Origin of the sequence: Glycomyces artemisiae (assembly GCF_003002955.1) — a bacterium.
GTDB lineage: Bacteria > Actinomycetota > Actinomycetes > Mycobacteriales > Micromonosporaceae > Glycomyces > Glycomyces artemisiae.
Map to the genome: position 1 here is coordinate 21061 of NZ_PVTJ01000011.1, position 22004 is coordinate 43064.

Here is a 22004-nt window from a genome sequence, read left to right on the forward strand (position 1 = left end):
TGCTCTCCTAGAACTGGAATCCGGTCGGGAACGGGTCGGTCGGGTCGAGCATGTACTGGGCCGTGCCGGTGATCCAGGCGCGGCCGGTGACCGTGGGGACCACGGCGGGCCGGTCCCCCACGGTGGTCTCGCGGACGAGCCGCCCGATGAAGCGCGAGCCGATGAACGACTCGTTCACGAAGTCGGTGTCGAGGTCGAGTGCCCCGCGGGCCCACAGTTCAGCCATCCGCGCGGACGTGCCGGTGCCGCAAGGGGACCGGTCGAACCAGCCGGGGTGGATCGCCATGGCGTGGCGCGAGTGCTTCGCGTCGGAGCCGGGGGCGATGAACTCGACGTGGTGGCAGTGGTCGAGGCCCGCGATCTCGGGGTGGAGCGGCGGGGCGGTCGTGTTGATCGCGTCCATGATCGCGAGCCCGGCCTTGAGGATGTCCTGCTGGCGGGCGCGGTCGAAGGGCAGGCCGACGGCGTCGAGGTCGACCATGGCGTAGAAGTTGCCGCCGAAGGCCATCGAGTAGGGGACGGTGCCGTACCCGGGGACCTCGACGGAGGTGTCGAGGGCGTCGACGTAGCTGGGGACGTTCTCGATGGTGACCGAGGCGGCGCGGCCGTCCTCGACGGCGACGCGGGCGGTGACGGGCCCTGCGGGGGTGTCGAGGCGGATCTCCGTGACCGGTTCGGTCACCGCGACCATGCCGGTCTCGACGAGGACGGTGGCGACGCCGATGGTGCCGTGCCCGCACATGGGCAGGCACCCGGAGACCTCGATGTAGACGACGCCCCAGTCGCAGTCGGGGCGGGTGGAGGGCTGGAGGATCGCGCCGCTCATCGCAGCGTGGCCCCGCGGCTCGTTCATGAGGAACAGCCGCAGGTCGTCGAGGTGCTCGATGAAGTGGAGGCGCTTGTCGTTCATGGTGGCGCCGGGGATGACGCCGACGCCGCCGGTGACGACCCTGGTGGGCATGCCCTCGGTGTGGGAGTCGACGGCGCTGATGACGCGGTTCGTTCGCATGTTCGTCCTTCCGCTGGGGCGCCCTGTACGGCAGTCTGCACCGTACAGGGCGCGGGGCGTCACCGCGAGGCGGCGAAGTCCAGGGCGCGGCGGGTGTCGCGCACGACCTGGTCGTGCTGGGCCTTGGAGAGGGGGCCGCGCGGCGGGCGGGTGGCGCCGCCGTACGAGTGCCCGGCGATGTCCATCGACAGCTTGATGGCCTGCACGAACTCGGTCTTGGAGTCCCAGCGGAACACCGGGACGAGGCCCGAGTAGAGGTGGCGGGCCTCCTCGATGCGGCCTTCCTGCACGAGCGTGTAGATCTCGACGGCCTCGGCGGGGAACGCGTTGGGGTACCCGGCGAACCAGCCGGTGGCCCCGACGACGAGGGACTCGAAGAGGAGGTCGTCGGCCCCGGCGATGACGTCGATGCCGCAGCGCTCCTTGATTTCGAGGACGCGGCGCACGTCGGTGGAGAACTCCTTGACCGCGACGACGTTCTCCAGCTCGTAGAGCTCGGCGACGAGGTCGGGGACCAGGTCGACCTTGGTGTCGATCGGGTTGTTGTACATCATGATCGGCAGGCCGACCTCGTTCACCTTGGCGTAGTGCTCCAGGACCTCGCCGCGGTTGGCGCGGTAGATCGTGGGCGGCAGGAGGAGCACGCCGTCGGCGCCGTCCTCCTTCGCGTACTCGGCCCACTGGACGGCCTGGTGCCAGCCGACGCCGTGGACGCCCGCGACGACGAGGCCGCGGTCCCCGACGGTCTCGACGGCAACCTGGACGACCTTGCGCCGCTCCTCGTCGGTGAGCGAGGAGTACTCGCCGAGGGACCCGTTCGGGCCGACGCCGCGGCAGCCGTTGCGCATGAGGAAGTCGCAGTGCTCGGCGAACTTGTCGTAGTCGACGGCGAGGCCGCCCGGCGCCTTCGGGTCCTCCTTGAAGGCGAGGGTGGTGGCGACGATGACGCCCCCGAGGTCGAAGTTCTTGCTAGACATGGGTGTCCTTCCCACAGGTGGTGGCCGGCGCGGCGAGGTCGCCGAGCCTGATGGGCGCGGCCAGGGGCCGCCGGTCGGTGGTGTCCTCGGCGCGGGCGGGGTCTGCGCCGGTGAGCTCCTCCACGGTGCGTCCGCACATGCGTGCCTGGCAGATGCCCAGTCCCGCACGGGAGGTGAGCTTCAGGGAGCGCAGTGAGGCCTGGTCCGTCGCAGCCGCCGCGTCGCGGAGGGGCCCGTAGGCGACCTCTTCGCAGCGGCAGACGACGGTGTCGTCGCGAAGCCACGACGTCCACCCGCGGCGGATGCCGTGGGCGGCGTCGATGCGACGCGCGAAATCGGTGGTGGCGGTGCGCCGCTTCAGGTCCGCGGCGGCGGCGGGGGCTCCGGCGGCGCGGGCCCCGGCGATGCGGCCTTCGACGAGCGCCGCGTCGACGCCGCCGATGCCGGTGATCTCCCCTGCGGCGTAGACGGATTCGACGCTGGTGCGCTGGTCGGCGTCGACGGCGACGAAGCGGTCGGGGCCGATGCGGCACCCGGCGGCGATCGGCAGTTCGAGGCGGGGCGTGAACCCGTGGGAGACGCACACGGCGTCGGCCGCGACAGTCCGTTCCGTACCCGGAATCGGCGACCAGTCGGCGTTCAGGCGGGCGGTGACGACCGCTTCGACGCGGCCGTCGCCGCGGGCCTCGATGACGGCGCGGCCGAGCCGGTACGGGACGCGGCGGCCGAGGTGGTGCGCGGCGTACCCGGCGAGCTCGCCGCCTTTGCGGGCGGCGCCGAGGAGCCGCCAGGGCCGCGGGAGCCAGCCTCTGGCGAGCGCGGCGGGCCGGGCGGCCTCGTAGACGCCGACCACGTGTGCGCCTGCGGCCGTGAGGGACTGGGCGACGGGGAGCAGGAACGGCCCGGCCCCGGCGACGACGGCGCGGCGGCCGACGGCGACGCGCTCGCCTTTCGCGAGGGCCTGGGCGGCCCCGGCGGAGAACACGCCGGGGAGATTCCAGCCGGGGAACGGGAGCGTGCGGTCGTGGGCGCCCGTGGCGAGCACGAGCGCGTCGGGGGCGAACGTGCGGGCCGCGCGGCCGCCCGCGTCGGCGGGGCCGATGAGGACGTGGACGGCGATGCCGTCGACGGTTTCGATGGCCCACACCTGGGCCTCGGTCACCACTTCGACGCCCACGAGGCTGCCGCGGAGGCGGTCGAAGGCGGCCCAGCCGTGGTGGAGGCGGGCCTCGCGCTGCGCGGGCCGCTGCGGAGGCAGATGGCGCCAGTACTGGCCGCCGAGGCCGTCCCCTGAGTCGAGGAGCGTGACGCGGGCGCCCGCGTCGCCCGCGGCGACCGCGGCCGAGAGCCCGGCCGGGCCCGCGCCGATGACGAGGACGTGGGTCATTGCGCCTCCCTTGTGTCGTCTTGTGTCGCAACGGTGTCGCCGTCGTTGGCGCGGCGCAGGCACAGCCGCACGTCGGATTCGCCGTTGACGGTGGCGATGCAGTCGAAGCACACGCCGATCCCGCAGAACACGCCGCGGCGGCGGCCCGCGGTCGTGGTGCGCCACTCGGTGATGCCGTGCGCGAGGAGCACGCCCGCGATCGATTGGCCTTGCAGCCCTTCGATGCTCGTGCCGTCGACGGTGATGCGCAGCGGTTTCGGCTCGTCGGGGCGGATCGGGTCGGTCTCCCAGGGGACGATCGCGCTCATGCGGCGCCTCCCGTCAGGTGGGCGGCCAGCGACGGCCGGGACGGCTGGAACGGGGCCGGGTCGATCGCGGGATCGGCCCCGGTGAGCTGGGCGCACAGGAGGTCGCCGGTGACGCCCGCGAGGCCGATCCCGGCGCCCTCGTGGCCGGTGGCGTACCAGAGCCCGGGGTGGCGGGGGTCCTCGCCGACGACGGGGAGGTGGTCGGGCACGTAGGGGCGGAAGCCGCCGTACGCGCGGATCACGGGCGTGCCCGCGAGGAACGGGAACAGCCGCAGCGCGCGCCCCGCGACCTCGGCGAGCACGTTGACGCGCAGCCGGTCGTCGAAGCCGATCTGCTGGCGGCTCGATCCGATGAGGACGGTCCCGCCGGGGGTGGACTCGACGACGCTGGAGGTCTGGAGGTCGGCGTCCGCCGACTGGGTGGCGCCGAAGTAGTCGCCGTCGTAGACCTTGTGGAACACGCGCTGCGCCATGCGGGCGGTCACCAGGACCATGCCGCGGCGGGGGCGCACCGGCAGGTCCGCGCCGAGGACCGCGGCGACCTCGCCGGACCAGGGCCCGGCCGCGACCACGACCGCCGACGTGCCGATGGTCTCAGACGCGGTGCGCACGCCGGTGATCCGCTCGCCGTCGCGGACGAGGCCCACGACCTCCTGGTGCGCGAGGACCCGGACGCCGGCGCGGCGCGCGGAGGCGAGGAGCGCCTCGGTGGCGACGACGGGCTGGAGCTGCGCGTCCTGCGGGTAGTGGACGGCGGCGGTGATCGCGGGGTTCAGGTGGGGCTCAAGGGAGCGCGCTTCGCCGGGCGTCAGGTGCGCGACCTCGACGCCCGCGGCGGCCTGGCCGTTCGCGAAGGCCCGCAGCGGTTCGGCGCCCTCCTCGGTCGTGGCGACCACGACGCCGCCCTTGCGGTCGTACTCGATGTCGGGGAACCCGGGACCGAGTTCGTCGGCGAGGGAGGCGGCGAGGTGCGGCCAGTGGTCGGCGGCGAGCATCGCGAGGTCGAGCTCCGGGCCGGGGGCCTTGTCGGAGACGAGGAGGTTGCCCTCGCCGCGCGCGCTGGTGGCGCTGGCGGGGGCGCCGCGGTCGACGACGACCACGCTCAGACCGGTGCGCGCCAGCGCGCGTGCGCACGCGGCGCCGACGATGCCGGCGCCGATGACGACGACGTCTGCGTTCACGTTCCCTCCTTGTAATATGTCACATATTTCAACAGTGCCGGGCCGTCCTCTGTACACGACCCTGCACCGGAGTGCCGCCGCCGACAGGCGAACGGCCTAATCCGCCGCGGGTTCCTCCGCCTTGCCCGCCCACCAGCCGACGGCGTGGCCGATGTGCTGGCGCATGAGCTCCGCGCACGCGTCGGCGTCGCCCGCCACGAGGTGGTCGAGGAGCCGGTGGTGCTCGGCCGCGGACACGTCGAGCATGCTCGTCTCCACGAGCGAGACCAGGCCGACCAGGCGGGTGCGGGCCCGCAGCTCGGCGATGGTCTCCACGAGCACCGGGTTGCCGAGGATCGCGGTCAGCTCCAGGTGGAACTTCTGGTCGGCGAGCAGGTACGCGGTGAGGTCGCCCGAGCGGGCGCCCGCGACGATCTCGTCGGCCTGCGTGCGCAGCTCGGCGAGCCGCTCGGTCGGGAACGCGGCGGCCAGGCGCGCCATCGCGGGCGGCTCCAGCAGCAGCCGGATCTCCACGATGTCGTGCAGCAGGTCGTCGCTCACGGCCGTGACCCGGAAGCCCTTGTTGCGCACCGGCTCCACGAACCCGCGCTTCTCCAGGTCGAGGATCGCCTCCCGGACCGGCGTCGCCGACACGGCGAACTGCTCGGCCAGGCGCGGCACCGTCAGGAGCGCCCCGGGCGCGAGCTCGCCGGAGATGATCGCCGTCGACAGGGTCCGCTCCACGCGCGCGCGCAGGCTTTCACCCGGTTCAAGGCGATTGTCAGAGGTCAACATGATGGTTCCGCTCCCCACATGGCGCACTGGCCGCGCCGCCGTGCAGTGTACGCGATGCCGGCGACGATTCCGCTGGTCATGGCCGATCACACTTTCCGGGGATCACGAGGCGCCGCCGCGGCTCCTCGTTCCCGGCGCGGTCGGTCGCGGCGTACTCGATCACCTGCGGCTCGTCGTCGATCGCGCGCGTGAACGCCTCCTGGAACGTGCCCCAGAAGGTGCCGGGACCCTCCCACTGTATGCGCTCCACACCGGACACGCCGTCGTCGGCGTGGAGTGTGATCTCCACGCTCGCACCGAGGTCCTTCACGACGGCCCGCGAGACGGGCGGCGCGGTGTCGACGCTCAGTTCGCGGCTCACGGCGCCGGTGCAGCCTTCGGCGTCGGTCACGCGGGCCTCGACGAGGTGCACGCCTTCCTCCGTGATCGCGACGGGCCCGGTGTACGGGGCCCAGTCGCCGCCGCTGAGGCGCAGTTCGAGCCGGAGGTCGCCGTCGGCGCCGTCGATGTCGAAGCCGCGCAGGCGGATTCGCGGCGCGGTGGTGTACCAGCCGGAGGGCCCGGGCTCGTCCAGGACCTCGATGGCGACCGCGGGCGGGACCGTCCCCGGATCACGGACGACCGGGATGTCGGCGCGGTCGACGGCGCGGGGCGTGCCGGTGGCGCCGTCGAACGCGGCCGCGGCGGCGAGCACGGTCGCGAGTTCGTCGCGGCCCAGGAGCCCTTCGGCGCGGACCCGGGCGGCCGTGTCGGCGGCGCGAGCGAGGAACGCGGCGCGGTCGGCGAAGGACCCTGGGGCCCACAGCTCGTCGAGGAAGGTGGACCCGTCGGCGCGCTGGCGGTTCGGGACGCCGGTCCCGTTGCCGCCGAAGGCGATCTCGGCGTCGGCGGACCGCAGGTACATGTGGTACCTGCCGTCCTCGCCGGACCAGCACGGCTCGAAGGCGATGCCGTCCAGTTCGATCGCGCCGTCGCGGCCGAGTGCGGCGAGGAGTTCGGCGCCGGTGCGGCCGGTGATGAGGCTCCCGTCGAAGGCGCGGCGGCCGTTGAGGGGGAACGCGAGGCCGGTCGTGGCGTCTGACTTGGCGAGCAGGAGCGTCGCGCCGAGGAACAGCGCGCACTGGCGCGGGTCGTCCACAGCGGCTTCGGCGCGCAGCGATACGGGGGTGGTCAAGGCGAGTTCGTCGCCGTCGCGCCAGGCGCGGGTGACGGCGGCGTACTCCCCCGCGGGCGGGGCGTCGAGGCGGTCGCCGTTCAATCGGAGTTCCGGTTCGCCTGCGGCCCAAGCGGGGACGCGGAAGTGCACCGTGCGCTCGGTGCCGTCGCCGGAGCCGGAGAAGCGGAGCGACACGGACTCCCCCAGCGGGAAGCCGGAGCGCTGCGAGACGTGCAGGCCCGCGTCGGCCCAGTCGAGGTCGGCGTCCAGCGCGAGGTTCGCGTAGAGGCCGTCGGGGGCGGCGAGGAAGACCGTGTCCTGGTACTTGACGTGGTTCTCCAGGCCGGTGCCGCCGCAGCAGGTGCCGACGTTGTCGTACTCGCGCAGCGCGCCCGGGTGGACCGGGAACATGTACGTGACCTCGGGGCTCGTGTCGGAGCGGACCGCGCGGCGCGAGCCGAGGATGTGGTTGAGGACTGTGCGCTCGTAGTAGGCCATATAGCGGGGGTCGCGGGTGTGCGCGAAGAGGCGGCGGGCGAGCTTCAGCAGGTTGTAGCTGGCGCAGGTCTCGGCGTTGCGGTGGCCGACGTCGCCCGCGACGGTCTCGGGCGGGCCCCACAGCTCGCTCTCGCCGGTGCCGCCGTGGGCGTATATGCGGCCGGGCACGACCTGGTCCCAGATGCCAAGGGCCGCATCGAGGTAGCGGCGCTCACCGGTCTGCTCGTACTCGTCGACGTAGCCGATGAGCTGCGGCAGGTGCTGGTTGGCGTGCATGTCGGTGAGCACGTCGGTGCGCGAGGCGCCCGCGTCGAGCAGGCGGTCCTGGTCGAAGAACGCCGCGGTCTCCAGGAAGCGCGGCTCCTCGGCGGCGGCGCTGAGCCGGGCCATGGCCTCGTTCATGCCGCCGAACTCGCCCGCGATGTAGAGCGACCACATGCGCTGGCGCCGTTCGGGGTCGAGCCGCGAGAGGCGGCCGTGGACCCAGCGGCCCATTCCGACGGCGAGGCCGAGGGCCTGCCGGTTGCCGACGAGTTCGTAAGTGTCGAGCAGCCCGGCCATGATCTTGTGGCAGGTGTAGTAGGGCGCCCAGATCTCCCCGTACGGCGCGAAGTCCTCCAAGCGGGAGAACTGCCACTCCCCGTAGGCGGCGAGGAAGCCGTAGTGCGAGTACCGGCCCGTGGCGGCCAGCGCGGCCTGAACCTCGCCGAGCCCGGCCACGAACGCGTCCACTTTGGCCCGCAGCGCGGGGTCGTCCTCGCCCGCGGCGGCGATGGCGAGCATCGACAGGAAGTGGCCCGCGTAGTGGCCGCGCAGGAGGTTCGCGGTCTGGGCGTGCTCGCGGCCGGGGTAGTCGTGCTCGCCCCAGGCGTCCTCGTTGGGATGGCCGAAGTCCTCCCAGTTCCCGGGCGGGAGGGCCCCGCGGGTGTCGAGTCCGGCGTTGCGGCGGAAGACCGCGAGGAGGCGGTCCACGGGGTAGGCGCGGGCGAGGTGGAGCAGTTCCGTTCGGGCGCGGGCGAAGACGCTGCCGTCGTGGATGCGGGCGGCGCCGAGGGGGAAGGGCTGCAAGATGGGTGTGGTCACGACTGCTGCGCCTTCGTCCAGGTCTCGATGCCTTCGGCGTCGATGGGGAGGGCCGCGGAGAGCACTTCGGAGCCGGTGTCCGTGACGAGCACGTCGTCTTCGAGGCGCACGCCGATGCCGCGCAGCTCCGGCGGGACGGTGAGGTCGTTGGCGTGGAAGTACAGGCCGGGTTCAACGGTCATGACGACGCCGGGTTCGAGCTCGGCGCCCATGTAGTCCTCGTACTCGGCCTTGGAGCAGTCGTGGACGTCGAGGCCGAGGTGGTGTCCGATGCCGCAGGCGAGGTAGCGGCGGTGCTGCTGGCCCTCCGGGGAGAGCGCCTCGTCCACGGACACCGGGAGGAGGCCCCAGTCGTGAAGGCCGGTGGCGATGACCTCCATTGCGGCGTAGTGGAAGTCGAGGTACTCGATGCCGGGCTTGATCTGGGCGAGCCCGGCGCGGTGGGCCTGCTCCACGAGGTCGTGGACTTCGCGCTGGCGGGGGTTGAAGGTCCCGGAGGCGGGCAGGGTGCGGGTGACGTCGGCGGTGTAGAGGCTGCGGGCCTCGACGCCCATGTCGAGGAGGAGCACCTCGTCGGGCAGGACCGGGCCGTCGCAGCGGACCCAGTGGAGGGTGGGCGCGTGGGGGCCGGAGCCGACGATGGTGGTGTAGCCGGTGCCGTTGCCGAAGGTGCGGGCGTGGCGGTCGAAGGTGCCTTGGAGCCAGCGCTCGCCGAGGCCGTCGGCGATGGCGTGCGGGATCTCGGCGGCGACGGCGGCGAAGCCCGCGACGGTGGCGTCGACGGCTTCGCGGAGCTGCGCGATCTCCCAGTCGTCCTTGACCATCCGCAGTTGCGAGAGGCGGCGGTCGAGGAGCGGGGAGGGTTCGAGGCCGAGCGCGGCGGCCTGGGTCGCGGTGGCGAGGGCTCCGGTGAGGTCGAGGCCGTCGAGGTCGGCCAGCGGTGCGACGGCGAGGCCGAGGGCGTCGGCCCATTCGGGCAGGCCCGGGGAGGCGCCGACCCAGAGTTCGCCGTGGGCGGCGTTCGCGAAGAACCCGGTGTCGCCGGGGCGGAACGGCGGGGGCATGAACAGGCGAGCGTCGTGGCCGCCGGGCCGCGGGGCCATGACGAGGACGGCGCCTTCGATCTGGGCGCCGGTGAGCCACGTGAAGGAGCTGTCGGCGCGGAAGGCGTAGTCGTTGTCGTCGTTGCGGACCGGCGCGGTCCCGGCGGCGACCGCGATCGTCTCGCCGGGCAGGCGGGCGCTGAGGCGGTCGCGGTGGGCCGCGGCCGCTTCGGGTGCGCCGGGGACGGGGGTCGCGGGGACCGGCCCGGTGCCCCAGCCGGTGGCGATGTACTCGGTGAACGCGGGGGTCTCGGTCAGCTTCGGGTAGCGGGTGCCCGCGTACGGCGGCCGTGTCATCGGCGTTCTCCTCCTCGGTCGCGGACCAGGCCGCGCAGGCGGGTGAGGACCCGGCCCGACCCGATGCCGTCGTGCTCGAACTCGTTGGTCACCCACGCCTGGGCGTTGCCGATGCCGCCGAGGGTGTCCAGTTGCAGGCCGGAGTCGACGTACATGTCGTCGAAGTAGACGACCGCGGCGACGGGGACCTCGTTGGCGGCCAGGCGGTCGGGGTCGAAGACGCGGCTCCACTCGCGGCGCTCGGCGAGGGCGTGCACTGCGGGTGCGAAGCCGCGCAGGAGCCGGACCTCCTCGAACATCCACGGGAACGCCATCTCGCCGGTGAACGGGAGCGGGCGCACGTCTTCATTGAACTCGGGGCGGCGGTCGCGCTCGCGCTGCGCGGCCCACGCGGTGGGGCCGTTCGGGCCGTCGCCGTAGATGGACTCCTGGAGGGTCCAGAAGAGCGGGTTCGCGGCGGAGGAGGTGCGGGCGAGGACGTCGGCGAGGAAGCCTTCGGAGAGGCGGCCGTCGCGGATGAACGCGTGCTCCACGAGCCAGTGCATCCGCTCGAAGCCGGGCTTCATGCCGAAGTCGATCCCGAGGGACTGGAAGCGGCGCACGGTGAGCACGTCGCCGTCCGGCAGGAGCACAGGCTCGGCGGCGAGCCGGTCGGCGATGGCCGCAACGGCGTCGGCGTCGTGCGGGTAGCGGCGGTAGTACTCGGCGGTCTTGGCGGCGACGCGGTCGAAGGTGCGGCGGTAGACCTCGTCGGCGCTCATCGGGTTGCCGGGGATGCCGCCGCACACGTACGCGGCGGCGAGCGCCTCGGGCGCGTGCGAAAGGTAGGCGAGGGTGAGCCAGCCGCCGTAGGACTGCGCGAGGGTCGTCCACTTGCGACCGCCGTAGACGTGGGCGCGCACGTGTTCGAGGTCGCGCACGATCGAGTCGGCGCGGAAGCACGCGAGGTAGTCGGCTCCGGCCTCGGCGTCCCCGAGCTCGGCGACGATCTGCGCGTCGAGCGGGGTGCTGCGGCCGGTGCCGCGCTGGTCGACGAGGACCACGCGGTAGTCGTCCAGGGCCTCCTCGATCCAGCCGTCGGCCTTGAGGGGCCGCGGGTTCGCGCCGCCGGGGCCGCCCTGGAGGTAGGTGAGCAGCGGCAGGTCGGCGCCGCGCTTGTCGGGGTCGACGAGTTCGCGCACGAACACCTCGATCGTGCCGCGGGACGGGTCGGCCCAGTCGAGCGGCACGTCCACGTACCGCTCGCTGACCCGCATGCCCGGCATCGAGTACTCCACTGTGGTCATGCTTCCGCCTCCTGTCGCTCCCGCCGCGCCGCCTCGTTGCGGCGCCGTGCGGCGTCCCATTCCGGCCTGATCCTAGGGACGGCCGCGAGGAGCTTGCGCGTGTACGGGTCCTGCGGGTCCTCGAAGACCCGGTCGCGCTCGCCGGACTCGACGATCCGACCCTCGTTCATGACCGCGACGCGGGTCGCGATCTGCCGCACCACCGCCAAGTCGTGCGCGATGAACAGGTAGCTGAAGCCCTCCTCGTCCTGAAGGCGCCGCAGGAGGTTGATGACCTGCGCCTGCACCGACACGTCGAGCGCCGAGACGGCCTCGTCGGCGATGATGAGCCTCGGCGAGACCGCGAGCGCGCGGGCGATGCCGATGCGCTGGGCCTGCCCGCCGGAGAACTGGGCGGGGAAGCGCGCCGAGTGGTCGGGGTTGAGGCCGACGCGCTCCATGAGCGCCTTGGTGAACACCCGCGCACCGCCGGGGACCGGGCGCTTCTGGTAGACGAGCGGGGCGGTGACGATCCGCTCGACGGTGTGCTTCGGGTTCAGGGACGAGTACGGGTCCTGGAAGACCACCTGCACTTCGCCGCGGTACGCGTGGAGGTCCTTCCCGGTGAGGGCGTGGACCTCCCGCCCGGCGAACTCGATGGTCCCGGCGGTGGTGTCGATGAGCCGGGCGATGAGGCGCGCGGTGGTGGACTTCCCGGAGCCCGATTCGCCGACGAGCGCGAGCGTCTCGCCGGTGCGCACTTCGAGGGACACGTCGTCGACGGCGCGGAGCGTCGCGGTGCGGCCCAGGAGGCCGTTGCCGCGGATCGCGAACTCCTTGACGAGGTTGCTCGCGCGGAGCAGGGGTTCGCTCATCGGTCCTCCTCTGACGTGGTGCGCAGCAGCCCGATCTCGTCGTCGATGCGGGGGACGGCGTCGAGGAGCATGCGGGTGTAGTCGGCCTGCGGGTCGCAGAAGACCCGCTCGGCGGTGCCCTGCTCGACGAGGTCGCCCTCGCGCATGACGACGATCTGGTCGGCGACCTCGCTGACGACGGCGAGGTCGTGGGTGATCAGGATGAGCCCGGCGCCGGTGTCGCGGCGGATCTCGGCCAGGAGGTCGAGGATCTGGGCCTGCACGGTGACGTCGAGGGCCGTGGTGGGCTCGTCGGCGATGATGAGGTCGGGCTCCATGCTCAGGGTCATCGCGATCATGACGCGCTGGCGCATGCCGCCGGAGAACTGGTGCGGGTAGTGGTCGACGCGGCGGGCGGCGTCGCGGATGTGGACGCGTTCCATCGCCTCGATCGCCACGTTGCGGGCCTCGCGGCGGGTGACGCCGGTGCGGTGCGAGCGGTAGGCCTCGGCGATCTGGGTGCCCACGGTGTAGTACGGGTTGAGCGAGGACAGCGGGTCCTGGAAGACCATGGCGATGCGGTCGCCGCGGATCGCCTGCATCTCGCGTTCGCGCAGGGTGGTGAGTTCCCTGCCGTCGAGTTCGATGGAGCCGGTGCGCTTGGCGCCCTTGGGGAGCAGGCCCATGATGGCGATGCTCGTCATGGACTTGCCTGAACCGGATTCGCCGACGATGCCGAGGGCGCCGCCGCGCGGCAGGTCGAAGGCGAGGTGCTTGACGACGTCGGTGTGCCCGGCGGCTGTGGTGAAGCCGACGGTGAGGTCGCGGACGCGCAGGAGCGGGTGGCCGGTCATGCCGCGCTCCCCACGCGCACCCGCGGGTCGATCGCGGTGTACAGCAGGTCGACGACCATGTTGCCGACGACGACGAGGAACGCCGCGAGGAGCGTGACGCCCATGATGACGGGCTGGTCGTTCTTGGTGATCGAGTCGGCGGCGAGCTTGCCGACGCCGTTGAGGCCGAACACGGTCTCGGTGATGAGGGCGCCGCCGAGGAGCCCGGCGAAGTCCATGCCGAAGATCGTGACGATCGGCGTGAGGGCCGGGCGCAGCGCGTGGCGCCGCCAGACGAGGCCGGGGCTGAGGCCCTTCGCGCGGGCGGTGCGCACGTAGTTCTCCTGGAGGGTCTCGATGACGTTGGCGCGCGTAAGCCTGGTGTAGACGGCGGCGGCGCCGATGGAGAGCACGATCCAGGGCATGAGGAAGTTCATGAACCACTGGAGCGGGTCCTCGCTGAACGGCACGGCCTGCGGGAACGGGAGCCAGCCGAGCGTGACGACCAGGAGGAACTGGAGCGACAGGGCGAGGACGTAGTTCGGGACGGACATCCCGGTGAGGGTGAGGCCGGTGATGAACCGGTCGGTGAACTTGCCTTCGCGAACAGCGGAGACGAGCCCGGCGGAGACGCCCGCGAGGAGCCACAGCACCGCGGCGCCGATGGCGACCGTGGCCGAGACGGGGAGGCGCTGGAGGATCATGCCGGTGACCGGCTGGCTCGACTGGAACGAGTAGCCGAGGCAGGGCGCGACGCATTCGACGGCGTTCGCGCCCGTCCCGTAGGTGCGGCCGACGAACAGGCCCGACAGGAACGTCCAGAACTGCTGCCAGAACGGCTGGTCGAGGCCGAGGTTCGCGCGGATCTGGTCGATGGCCTCGGGCGTGCAGTTCTTGCCGCAGATCTGCACGGCCGGGTCGGGCGAGAGCACGAAGAAGATCACGTAGGTGAACAGGCACACCAGGAACAGCACGACGGCCATGCCCAGCAGGCGGTTCGCGAGGAAGCGGATCATGAGCGGGCCTCCCCGGACTCGGCGATCTTCTTGATGCGGTCGCCGAGGACGGTGAACGACAGCACCAGCAGGAACAGGAACGCGCCCGGGAACAGGAAGTACGCGGGGTCGACGGCGTACCAGGACACGGAGGAGGCGATCATCTGGCCCCACGAGGGGGTCGGCGGGACGACGCCCACGCCGAGGAACGAGAGGCCGGCCTCGGTGCCGACGTACCCGGGGACCGCGAGCGTGGTCATGACGATGATCGTGGAGGAGAGGTTCGGGAGGATCTCCTTGAAGATGATCTGGGCGCTGGAGGCGCCCGAGGCCTTCGCGGACTCCACGAACTCGCGCTGCTTCAGGGACATGGTCTGGCCGCGGACGATCCGGGCCAGGTAGGGCCAGCCGAAGAACGAGATGACGACGACCAGGAGGGCCTGCCGGTTCTCGGCCGGGAGCGCGGAGAGCACCGCGATCATGAAGATGAGGGCCGGGAAGGCCATCAGGAACTCCATGATCCGGGAGATCACCATGTCGGTGCGCCCGCCGAAGTACCCGGCGATGAGGCCGAAGACGACGCCGAGGGTCGAGGTGAGCGCGGTCGCGAGGAGCGCGATCGTCATCGACACCCTGGCGCCGTAGACGATCCGCGCGAAGATGTCGCGGCCGTTGCCCGGTTCGACGCCGAACCAGTGGTCGGCCCCGATGCCGCCGCCCCACCCGAGCGGGAGCCCGCCGAGGTTCGGGTCCACGGCGGACTGGTCGAACTCCAGGGGGCCGTAGCCGGAGAGCAAGACCTGGAGCGGGGCCGTCAGCGCCATGAGCACGACGACGAGGATGTAGGCGGCGCAGGCGACCGCGGCGCGGTCGCGCATGAAGGCGCGGACGAGGCGGCGCCCTGAGGCGGGCGGCGAGGACGACGCGGGGTCGCCCGTCGCCTCGCCGCCCGCTGCGCCTTCAGCTTCGAGTTCGGTCGGAGTGAAGGTCATCGGTGATCAGCCCGCGGACGGGTCCTTGAGCCCGACGATGGTCAGGTCCGTCATGCTCGTGTTCGGGATGTAGTTGGCGATGTTCTCGCCGGGCAGGAACACGCTCGGCTCCTGGAGCAGCGGCACCATCGGGGCGAGGGCCATGACCTGCTCGTCGAAGTCGCCCCACGCCTCGTTCGCGGCGTCGAGGTCGGTCATCGCGCGGATCTCGTCGATGCGGGCGTTGATCTCCGGGTCGTCGAACAGCCCGATGTTGGTGTTGCCCTTCTCGGTGATGACGCGGCCGTCGACCAGCGGCGGGACCATGGTGGAGGAGCTGGAGGGCCAGTCGGGGCACCAGCCGGTGATCGCGGCGTCGTGCATCTGCGAGGGCGTGCCGATCGTCTCGTAGTACGTGGACGTGTCGATGACGTTGAGCTGCACGTCCACGTTGATCTTCGCGAGCGCCTGCTGGATCGACTCGGCCTGCGCCTGCATGATCGGCTGCGACCGGATGTCGAGGGTGAACGAGAAGCCGTCTTCGAGGCCGACGGACGCGAGAAGCTCCTGCGCCTTCTCCGGGTCGCCGTTGTTGCCTTCGCTCGGGTACAGGTCGAAGTCCTTGTGGCCGTTCACCGCGTCGGGGATGATCGTGGTGGCCGGGAGGGCGAGCTGGTTGCCGCCCGAGGCGGTCTGGAGCGAGGTGCGGTCGATGGCGTAGTTCATCGCCTGGCGCACTTCGAGCTTGTCGAACGGCGCCTCGGTGGTGTCCATGCCCATGTAGGTGACGCAGTACGCCTCGGCGGTCTCGACGCGGTCGGCGAGGTCCGGGGACTGGAGCCGCGCGAGGGTCGCGGGCTGGACCTTCCCGGAGATCGCGTTCTGGTCGGCGCCCTGCCCGGCGATGAGCCGCTCGTCGATCGTGGCCCCGTCGAGGCCGATCTCGAACTGCCACGCGTCGGGGTAGGCCTTGCGCACGTCGTCGGTGTCCGGGTCCCAGTGCTCGTTGCGCACCAGCTTGATGAGGCTGCCGGGCGTGTACGTCTCCAGGGTGTACGGGCCGGAGGCGACGATGTCGTTGATGAACTCGTCGCCCGCGCCCGTGCCGACCGGGAACGGCACCGCGTTCGGCTGCGCCAGGACGCTGTCGAACTCGGGGAACGGCTCGATGAGGTGGAAGACGATGGTCTTCTCGTCGGGGGTCTCGATGCCGGGGTGCTCGCCGGACTGGTACGGGCCCAGGTAGTCCTCGGGGGCCGCGATCGTGTTCTTCAGCCACGGCGAGCCGATGCCGATCTCGGGGTCCCACGCGCGGGAGATGCCGAAGGCGAGCTCGGTGGAGGTGATCGGGTCGCCGTTGTCGAACTTCAGACCGTCTTTGAGGGTGTAGGTCCAGGTGAGGCCGTCTTCGGAGGCGGTGCCGAGGCTCTCGGCCATGTCCGGGACGATCGCGTTGGGGTCCTCGGCGTCGCCCGCGGCCTGCATGGTGAGGCCGCGGTAGACGAGCCGGTAGAACGCGTTGACGCCGCCGTCCCAGCCGCGGGCCGGGTCGAGGTAGGAGAAGTCGGCGTTCTGGAGCATGTGGATGGTGCCGCCGGAGACCGGGTCGTCGCCCGCGGTGCCGGAGGCGTCGTTCTGGCCGCCGGAACAGCCGGTGAGGAGGAGGGCCGCGGCGAGGAGTGCCGCAGGCGCCCTGGTCAGTTTCTTCAGCATGAGGGAAGTCCTTCATTCGTGCGCCGAGCGACGGGCCGCAGACCCGGGGGGCGGGCGTTCACGGAACCGTCTGGCCGAGGCCGCCGTGGCGTCGGTTCGCAGTAACATATCACATATCACATACCACTGACTTGGGCTCGGCACTCGCCTCCGAGCAGGTCGAACGGGAACCCCCTCGCGTTCGCTGTGCTTTTGAAGACCCAGGCAGCTACGGTTGGGCGCCGATGGCAAGCGCTACTCCGCCTTGTTCTGGACCCCACTGTTCCGAAGGAGCACCGTGAACACACCGACCCTCCTGCGCCGCGACGGCGTGGCCCTCGTCCTGGCCGCCGCGGAGGCGGGCCTGCCGCCCGTGCTGCACTGGGGCCGCGACCTCGGGCCGCTCGACGCGGCCGACCTCGCCGCCCTCGACGCCGCGACCGGCCGCCAGACCCGGCCCGGGACCCTCGACGCCGCCTGGCGGGTGCCGCTCGTGCCGCAGGAATCGGACGGCTGGGCCGGGCGCCCGGCCCTCCTCGCCACCCGCGACGGCCGTCCGCTGTTCCCCCGCTGGGACGCGACGGTGGAGCGCACCGGGGACGCGGCGGTCGCGATCACCGCGGTCGACGTGGACGCGGGGCTGACGCTGCGGACCCGCTTGGAGATAGGCGCGGGCGGGCTCGTGCTCCTCGACCACGAGGTGACGAACGACGGCGCGGGCGAGGTGGAGGTGGCGTGGCTCGAAGCCGTGCTGCCCGTGGCGAAGTCGGCCGACCACCTGACCGCGTTCTCGGGCCGGTGGGCCCGGGAGAAGGCCCCGCTGACCACCGAGATGCCGCGCGGCGCCACGGTCCGGGAGTCGCGCCGCGGGCGCGGCGGGCACGACGCGCCATGGGTGACGTTCGCGTCGGCGGGCCTGCCGCGCAACCGGACCGGCGAGGTCTGGGCCGTGCACCTCGGTTGGAGCGCCGACGTGCGCCACCGCACCGACCGGCTCACCGAGCACGGCACCGCCCTCGGTGCCGGGGAACTCGTGCGGCCCGGCGAGATCCGGCTCGCGCAGGGCGGGTCGTACCGGACGCCGACCGCGTACTTCTCCTACGCGGACAACGGGCTCGACGGCGTCGCCGACCGGTTCCACACCTGGATGCGCGCGCGGCCGCAGCACCCGAGGACCGCGCGCCCGCTCGTGCTCAACACCTGGGAGGCGGTCTACTTCGACCACGACCAGGCCCGCCTGGAGCGGCTCGCGCGCCGCGCCGCCGAGGTCGGCGTGGAGCGGTTCGTGCTCGACGACGGCTGGTTCCATCTGCGCCGCAACGACAGGGCCGGGCTCGGCGACTGGGTCGTGGACCCGGCGGCGTGGCCCGAGGGCCTCGAACCGCTCGCGGAGCTGGTGCGCTCGCTCGGCATGCAGTTCGGCCTCTGGTTCGAGCCGGAGATGGTGAACCTCGACTCCGATGTCGCACGCGCGCACCCGGAGTGGATCCTCGCCAACCCGGCGTCGGTGCCCGCGCCGGAGGGCCTGTCGTGGCGGACCCAGTACGTGCTGGACCTGGCGAACCCGGACGTCTTCGAGCACCTCCGCTCGCAGATGTCCGCACTGGTCGAACGGCTCGGCATCGCGTTCATCAAGTGGGACCACAACCGCGACCTCGTGGAGCCGCTGCACGAGGGCGCGCCCGGGACGCACCTCCAGACGCTCGCGGCGTACCGGCTCATCGACCGGCTCAAGGCCGACCACCCGGGCCTGGAGATCGAGTCGTGCTCCTCCGGCGGGGCCCGCACCGACCTGGGCATCCTCCAGCGCACCGACCGCGTGTGGGCCTCGGACTCGAACGACCCGGTCGAGCGCCAGGACATCCAGCGCTGGACCGAGCTCGTGCTCCCGCCGGAGATGATCGGCGCCCACGTCGGCCCCTCCCCCGCGCACTCGTCGGGCCGGGCCACGTCGCTGCCGTACCGGATCGCGACCTCGCTCCAGGGCTCGGCCGGCTTCGAGTGGGACCTCCTGTCCTGCACCGAGGAGGAGACCGCCCGCATCACCGAGTTCGCCGCGCTCTACAAGGAGCTGCGCGGCCTCCTCCACACCGGCTCGGTGGTCCACCCCGACACCCTCGACCCGGCGCTCCGGGTGCGCGGCGTCGTGGCGGCCGACAAGTCGGAGGCGGTCTTCACCGTCGCCACCGTCGCCTCACTTGAGGAGGCGCTGCCCGAGCGGCTGCGCCTCGACGGCCTCGATCCCGCGCGGCGCTACAAGGTCGACGTGCGCAGCGAGATCGGCGAGGCGAAGTGGGGCTGGACCACCCCGCCGTGGCTCGCCGGCGAGCCCCTGACGGTGCCCGGCTCGGTCCTCACCGGCATCGGGCTCCAGCTCCCGGGCCTGTGGCCCGTGCAGGCGTTCCTGATCCACCTGACCGCGGTCTAGACGACGTAGGCGCCCGAGCGGGCGGCGGCCGCGGTGGCGGCCGCCGCCCGCTTCGCCGTGTCCGGGTCGAGCGGGTCGCCGGAGACGAGGAAGCGGTAGTAGAGGGGCGCGGAGAGGGCGCGGATCACCTCGGCGGGGTCGGTGGCGGCGGGGACGTCGCCGCGGGCGGCGGCCGTGGTGACACACGGGGACCACTCGTCGATGCGGACGCGGTAGAAGCGGTGCAGGGCGGCGGCGGCCTCGGGGTCGGAGGCCGCGGCGGCGATGAGGGCCTTGAAGAGCGGGCCCTGCCGGGCGTCGGTGAGCGTGTCGAGGATGAGGTCCGCGAGCGCGGCCAGGTCGCCGTCGAGGGTGCCGGTGTCGGCGCGGGGCTGGGAGGACTCGGCCATCTCGGCGAGCATGTCGGCGACGAGGCCGTGGACGGTGCCCCAGCGGCGGTAGACGGTGGTCTTGCCGACGTCGGCGCGGCGGGCCACCTCGGCGAGGTCGATGCCGCCGATCCCTTTGTCGGCCAAGGCGTCTCCGGCCGCGCGGAGCACCGCTTCGCGGACGCGGGCGGTGCGGCCGCCGGGCCGGGCGGTGCCGGGGGCGCCAGTGGCCTGATTCATAACGGGACTCCAGTTGCGTTAAGTGCGGTTGCTGAGCTAGCTTAGACCTCACGTTAACGGAACTGTAGTTCCTTTAGAAGGGATTCGCCATGGAACACCGCCGCCTCGGCCGCTCCGGCCTCCACGTGCCCGCCCTGTCCTTCGGCGCCGGGACCTTCGGCGGCTCCGGGCCGCTGTTCGGCGCCTGGGGCGACACCGGGGTCGCGCAGGCCCGCCGCATGGTCGACATCGCGTTGGACGCGGGGATGGCCATGTTCGACACCGCCGACGTCTACTCGGACGGCGCATCGGAGGAGGTCCTCGGCGCGGCCCTCAAGGGCCGCAGGGACAGAGCGCTCATCTCCACGAAGGCCGGACTACCTATCGGTGAGGGCGCCAACGAGGCCGGGGCGTCCCGGGTCCACCTGACGCGGGCCGTCGAGGCCGCGCTGCGGCGCCTCGACACCGACTACATCGACCTGTTCCAGCTGCACGCATTCGACGCCCGCACCCCGGTGGAGGAGACCCTCGCGGTCCTCGACGACCTCGTGCGGGACGGGAAGATCCGGTATGTCGGCGCCTCGAACTACGCCGGATGGCAGCTCATGAAGACCCTCGACGCCGCCGACCGGGACCGGCGGCCCCGCTTTGCGGCGCACCAGGTCTACTACTCGCTCGTCGGCCGCGACTACGAGTGGGAGCTCATGCCGCTGGGCCTGGACCAGGGCGTCGGGGCGCTCGTGTGGAGCCCGCTCGGTTGGGGGCGGCTCACCGGGAGGATCAGGCGCGGGCAGCCCGTGCCCGAGGGCAGCCGCCTGCATCAGACCGCGCAGTTCGGGCCGCCCGTGGAGGACGCGCACCTCTACGGCATCGTCGACGTGCTCGACGAGATCAGCGCCGAGACCGGGAAGACGGTGCCGCAGATCGCGATCAACTGGCTCCTGCGCCGCCCCACCGTCGCGTCGGTGATCGTCGGCGCCCGCGACGAGGAGCAGCTGCGGCAGAACCTCGGCGCGGTCGGGTGGGAGCTCGACGCCGGGCAGGTCGCCCGGCTCGACGAGGCCAGCGCGAAGACCGCCCCATACCCGTACTACCCGTACGAGCGCCAGGAGGGCTTCGCGCGGCTGAACCCGCCCGTGGTGTGAGCGGCAGGGGCCCGGTCCCCATTGGACCGGGCCCCTGCCGGCTACGGGAGGTTCGCGATCACGAAGGGCGCGTGGCCGTGCAGGTAGTCGTCCCAGCCTCCAGTGAGGGGGGCGCCGGAGGACAGCAGGTTGGTGGAGTCGGGGCCGACGTCCAGTTTCCATGCGGTCCAGGAGATCTTGTTCGCGGACATCCAGTCGACCCAGCGCTGCGCCTCGTCGAGGCAGACGCGGCCGTCGAGGCCGCCGTCGGCGGCGCTGGCGCCCCATTCGGTGACGAACAGGGCCAGGCCCGCGTCGATCGCGGCGTCGGCCTTGTCGCGGTTCCACTGGGCGTGCGTGCACGAGTAGAAGTGGAGCGTGTACATGAGGTTGGCGCCCGACACCGGGCTCTGGGCGGCGACGTCGACGTCCTGCGACCAGGTCGGGGTGCCGAGCACGATGAGGTTGTCGGGGTCCTGCGCGCGGATCGCGGCGACGACGGCCTCGTGGTACGGCTTGACCGTGCCGGTCCAGGAGACCTGCTCGGGCTCGTTGTAGGGCTCCCAGATGATGTTCGGGAGGTGCCCGTAGCGGTCGGCGAGGTCGGCGAAGAACGCGACGGCCTCGGCCTGGTGCTGGTGCGCCTGGTGCGCGTGGAAGTCGACGATCACGTAGACGCCGGCCTCGGCGGCGTTCTGGATGACCTTCTCCACTTCGGTCTTCCAGCCCTGCGGGTCGTCGAGGTACGCGCCTTCGGGCTCGACGCCCATGGCGACGCGGAAGACCTCGATGTTCCAGTTGTCGCGCATCCACTCCAGGGCCTGGAGGTTCTGGGCGTACGGCTGGGTCTGCCAGTGGAGCCACATGCTGGAGACGCCGCGGAGCTGGATCTGCGCGCCGCTCTCGTCGCACATGCCCGCACCGCAGACGTGGAGCTCGCCGTGCTCCTCGACGGGGGTGCCCGCGGGGGCCGGGTCGGTCGGTTCGGGGTCGGTGGGCTCGGGTTCGGTGGTCTGCTCGCCGCTGCCGTCGCCGCAGGCGACGCCGTCGACCTTCACGTTGCTGATCTCGCCTGAGCCGCCGCTGGCGGTGAAGCCGAAGACCTCCCGGGTCTGCCCCGCGGCGATCGCGCCGTTCCATCCCGCGTCGGAAGCGGTGAAGTGCCTGCCGCTCAGGGATTGGCCGGAGACGTTCCAGGCGCTGATGCCGGAGACAGCGCCGGTGAAGTCCCATTCCACGGTCCAGCCGTCGAGCGCTTCGCCCGCGGTGATGCTCACGTTGGCCTGGAAGCCCGTGCCCCAGTCGTTGACGATGTCGTATTCGACGTCGCATCCCGCTGCGGCGCTGGCGTTCTGGGCGGCCGCTACGGTGAGCGCGCTCGCGCTCAGTGCGGCGGTGACCGCGGCGAGGATCGCCGCCGTCCGTCGTCTTCGCGTCTTCATATGCCGGTCCTTGGGTTCGAGGAGCGGGAGCGCGGTAGCG

Annotated in this window: 18 protein-coding genes; 2 read left to right on the top strand and 16 right to left on the bottom strand. The window is 72.2% G+C overall.

Annotated features, from left to right (window positions below; all coding sequences use genetic code 11):
- Nucleotides 1–7 precede the first annotated feature (7 nt).
- The 14 genes from B0I28_RS23020 to B0I28_RS23085 all read right to left on the bottom strand — a co-directional run bounded on the left by B0I28_RS23020 (nucleotide 8) and on the right by B0I28_RS23085 (nucleotide 16404).
- The gene (locus B0I28_RS23020; RefSeq protein WP_106366211.1) at nucleotides 8–1009 is read right to left on the bottom strand and encodes a proline racemase family protein; all 1002 of its coding nucleotides are present in this window, start codon (nucleotides 1007–1009) and stop codon (nucleotides 8–10) included.
- A gap of 59 nt (nucleotides 1010–1068) precedes the next feature.
- Nucleotides 1069–1986 carry a dihydrodipicolinate synthase family protein gene (locus B0I28_RS23025; RefSeq protein ID WP_106366212.1) on the bottom strand — a complete coding sequence of 306 codons (918 nt, stop codon included), beginning with the start codon at nucleotides 1984–1986 and terminating at the stop codon, nucleotides 1069–1071.
- Nucleotides 1979–3373, bottom strand: coding sequence for an FAD-dependent oxidoreductase (locus B0I28_RS23030; protein ID WP_106366213.1), 1395 nt, complete (start codon nucleotides 3371–3373; stop codon nucleotides 1979–1981). The genes B0I28_RS23025 and B0I28_RS23030 overlap by 8 nt, the downstream gene beginning before the upstream one ends.
- A complete protein-coding gene (locus B0I28_RS23035) occupies nucleotides 3370–3681 on the bottom strand; it encodes a (2Fe-2S)-binding protein (RefSeq protein ID WP_106366214.1) in 312 nt (103 codons plus the stop codon). Before B0I28_RS23035 ends, B0I28_RS23030 begins: the two co-directional genes overlap by 4 nt.
- Nucleotides 3678–4862 carry an NAD(P)/FAD-dependent oxidoreductase gene (locus tag B0I28_RS23040; RefSeq protein WP_106366215.1) on the bottom strand — a complete coding sequence of 395 codons (1185 nt, stop codon included), beginning with the start codon at nucleotides 4860–4862 and terminating at the stop codon, nucleotides 3678–3680. The genes B0I28_RS23035 and B0I28_RS23040 overlap by 4 nt, the downstream gene beginning before the upstream one ends.
- A gap of 96 nt (nucleotides 4863–4958) precedes the next feature.
- A complete protein-coding gene (locus B0I28_RS23045; RefSeq protein ID WP_245889080.1) occupies nucleotides 4959–5585 on the bottom strand; it encodes a GntR family transcriptional regulator in 627 nt (208 codons plus the stop codon).
- 127 nt (nucleotides 5586–5712) lie between these two features.
- Complete coding sequence (locus B0I28_RS23050; protein WP_106366217.1) at nucleotides 5713–8373, bottom strand: beta-L-arabinofuranosidase domain-containing protein; 2661 nt, start codon at nucleotides 8371–8373, stop codon at nucleotides 5713–5715.
- Entirely contained in the window at nucleotides 8370–9773 is a 1404-nt protein-coding gene (locus B0I28_RS23055; RefSeq protein WP_106366218.1) for an aminopeptidase P family protein, read from the bottom strand. The genes B0I28_RS23050 and B0I28_RS23055 overlap by 4 nt, the downstream gene beginning before the upstream one ends.
- A complete protein-coding gene (locus tag B0I28_RS23060) occupies nucleotides 9770–11059 on the bottom strand; it encodes an alpha/beta fold hydrolase (RefSeq protein ID WP_219926942.1) in 1290 nt (429 codons plus the stop codon). Before B0I28_RS23060 ends, B0I28_RS23055 begins: the two co-directional genes overlap by 4 nt.
- Complete coding sequence (locus tag B0I28_RS23065; RefSeq protein ID WP_106366220.1) at nucleotides 11056–11913, bottom strand: ATP-binding cassette domain-containing protein; 858 nt, start codon at nucleotides 11911–11913, stop codon at nucleotides 11056–11058. The genes B0I28_RS23060 and B0I28_RS23065 overlap by 4 nt, the downstream gene beginning before the upstream one ends.
- On the bottom strand, nucleotides 11910–12746 hold the full coding sequence (locus tag B0I28_RS23070; RefSeq protein WP_106366221.1) for an ATP-binding cassette domain-containing protein: 837 nt from the start codon (nucleotides 12744–12746) through the stop codon (nucleotides 11910–11912). The genes B0I28_RS23065 and B0I28_RS23070 overlap by 4 nt, the downstream gene beginning before the upstream one ends.
- Nucleotides 12743–13741 carry an ABC transporter permease gene (locus B0I28_RS23075; RefSeq protein ID WP_106366222.1) on the bottom strand — a complete coding sequence of 333 codons (999 nt, stop codon included), beginning with the start codon at nucleotides 13739–13741 and terminating at the stop codon, nucleotides 12743–12745. Before B0I28_RS23075 ends, B0I28_RS23070 begins: the two co-directional genes overlap by 4 nt.
- Nucleotides 13738–14712, bottom strand: a complete 975-nt coding sequence (locus B0I28_RS23080; RefSeq protein WP_106366223.1) for an ABC transporter permease — start codon at nucleotides 14710–14712, stop codon at nucleotides 13738–13740. Before B0I28_RS23080 ends, B0I28_RS23075 begins: the two co-directional genes overlap by 4 nt.
- 6 nt (nucleotides 14713–14718) lie before the next feature.
- Nucleotides 14719–16404: an ABC transporter substrate-binding protein gene (locus B0I28_RS23085; RefSeq protein ID WP_106366224.1), complete on the bottom strand. Its 1686-nt coding sequence runs from the start codon at nucleotides 16402–16404 to the stop codon at nucleotides 14719–14721.
- Between the two features lie 277 nt (nucleotides 16405–16681).
- On the opposite strand from B0I28_RS23085, the gene B0I28_RS23090 reads away from it, so the two are divergent.
- Nucleotides 16682–18811, top strand: a complete 2130-nt coding sequence (locus B0I28_RS23090; protein WP_106366225.1) for an alpha-galactosidase — start codon at nucleotides 16682–16684, stop codon at nucleotides 18809–18811.
- On the opposite strand, the gene B0I28_RS23095 is transcribed toward B0I28_RS23090, so the two are convergent.
- Nucleotides 18808–19419: a TetR/AcrR family transcriptional regulator gene (locus B0I28_RS23095; protein WP_106366226.1), complete on the bottom strand. Its 612-nt coding sequence runs from the start codon at nucleotides 19417–19419 to the stop codon at nucleotides 18808–18810. The two genes, B0I28_RS23090 and B0I28_RS23095, sit on opposite strands and share 4 nt — an antisense overlap.
- Nucleotides 19420–19508: 89 nt before the next feature.
- On the opposite strand from B0I28_RS23095, the gene B0I28_RS23100 reads away from it, so the two are divergent.
- Nucleotides 19509–20543 carry an aldo/keto reductase gene (locus B0I28_RS23100; protein ID WP_106366227.1) on the top strand — a complete coding sequence of 345 codons (1035 nt, stop codon included), beginning with the start codon at nucleotides 19509–19511 and terminating at the stop codon, nucleotides 20541–20543.
- Between the two features lie 41 nt (nucleotides 20544–20584).
- Here B0I28_RS23100 and B0I28_RS23105 read toward each other — a convergent pair whose 3' ends face one another.
- Nucleotides 20585–21964 (bottom strand): cellulase family glycosylhydrolase, encoded by a 1380-nt coding sequence (locus B0I28_RS23105; RefSeq protein WP_181245918.1) that lies wholly within the window; start codon nucleotides 21962–21964, stop codon nucleotides 20585–20587.
- Nucleotides 21965–22004 lie beyond the last annotated feature (40 nt).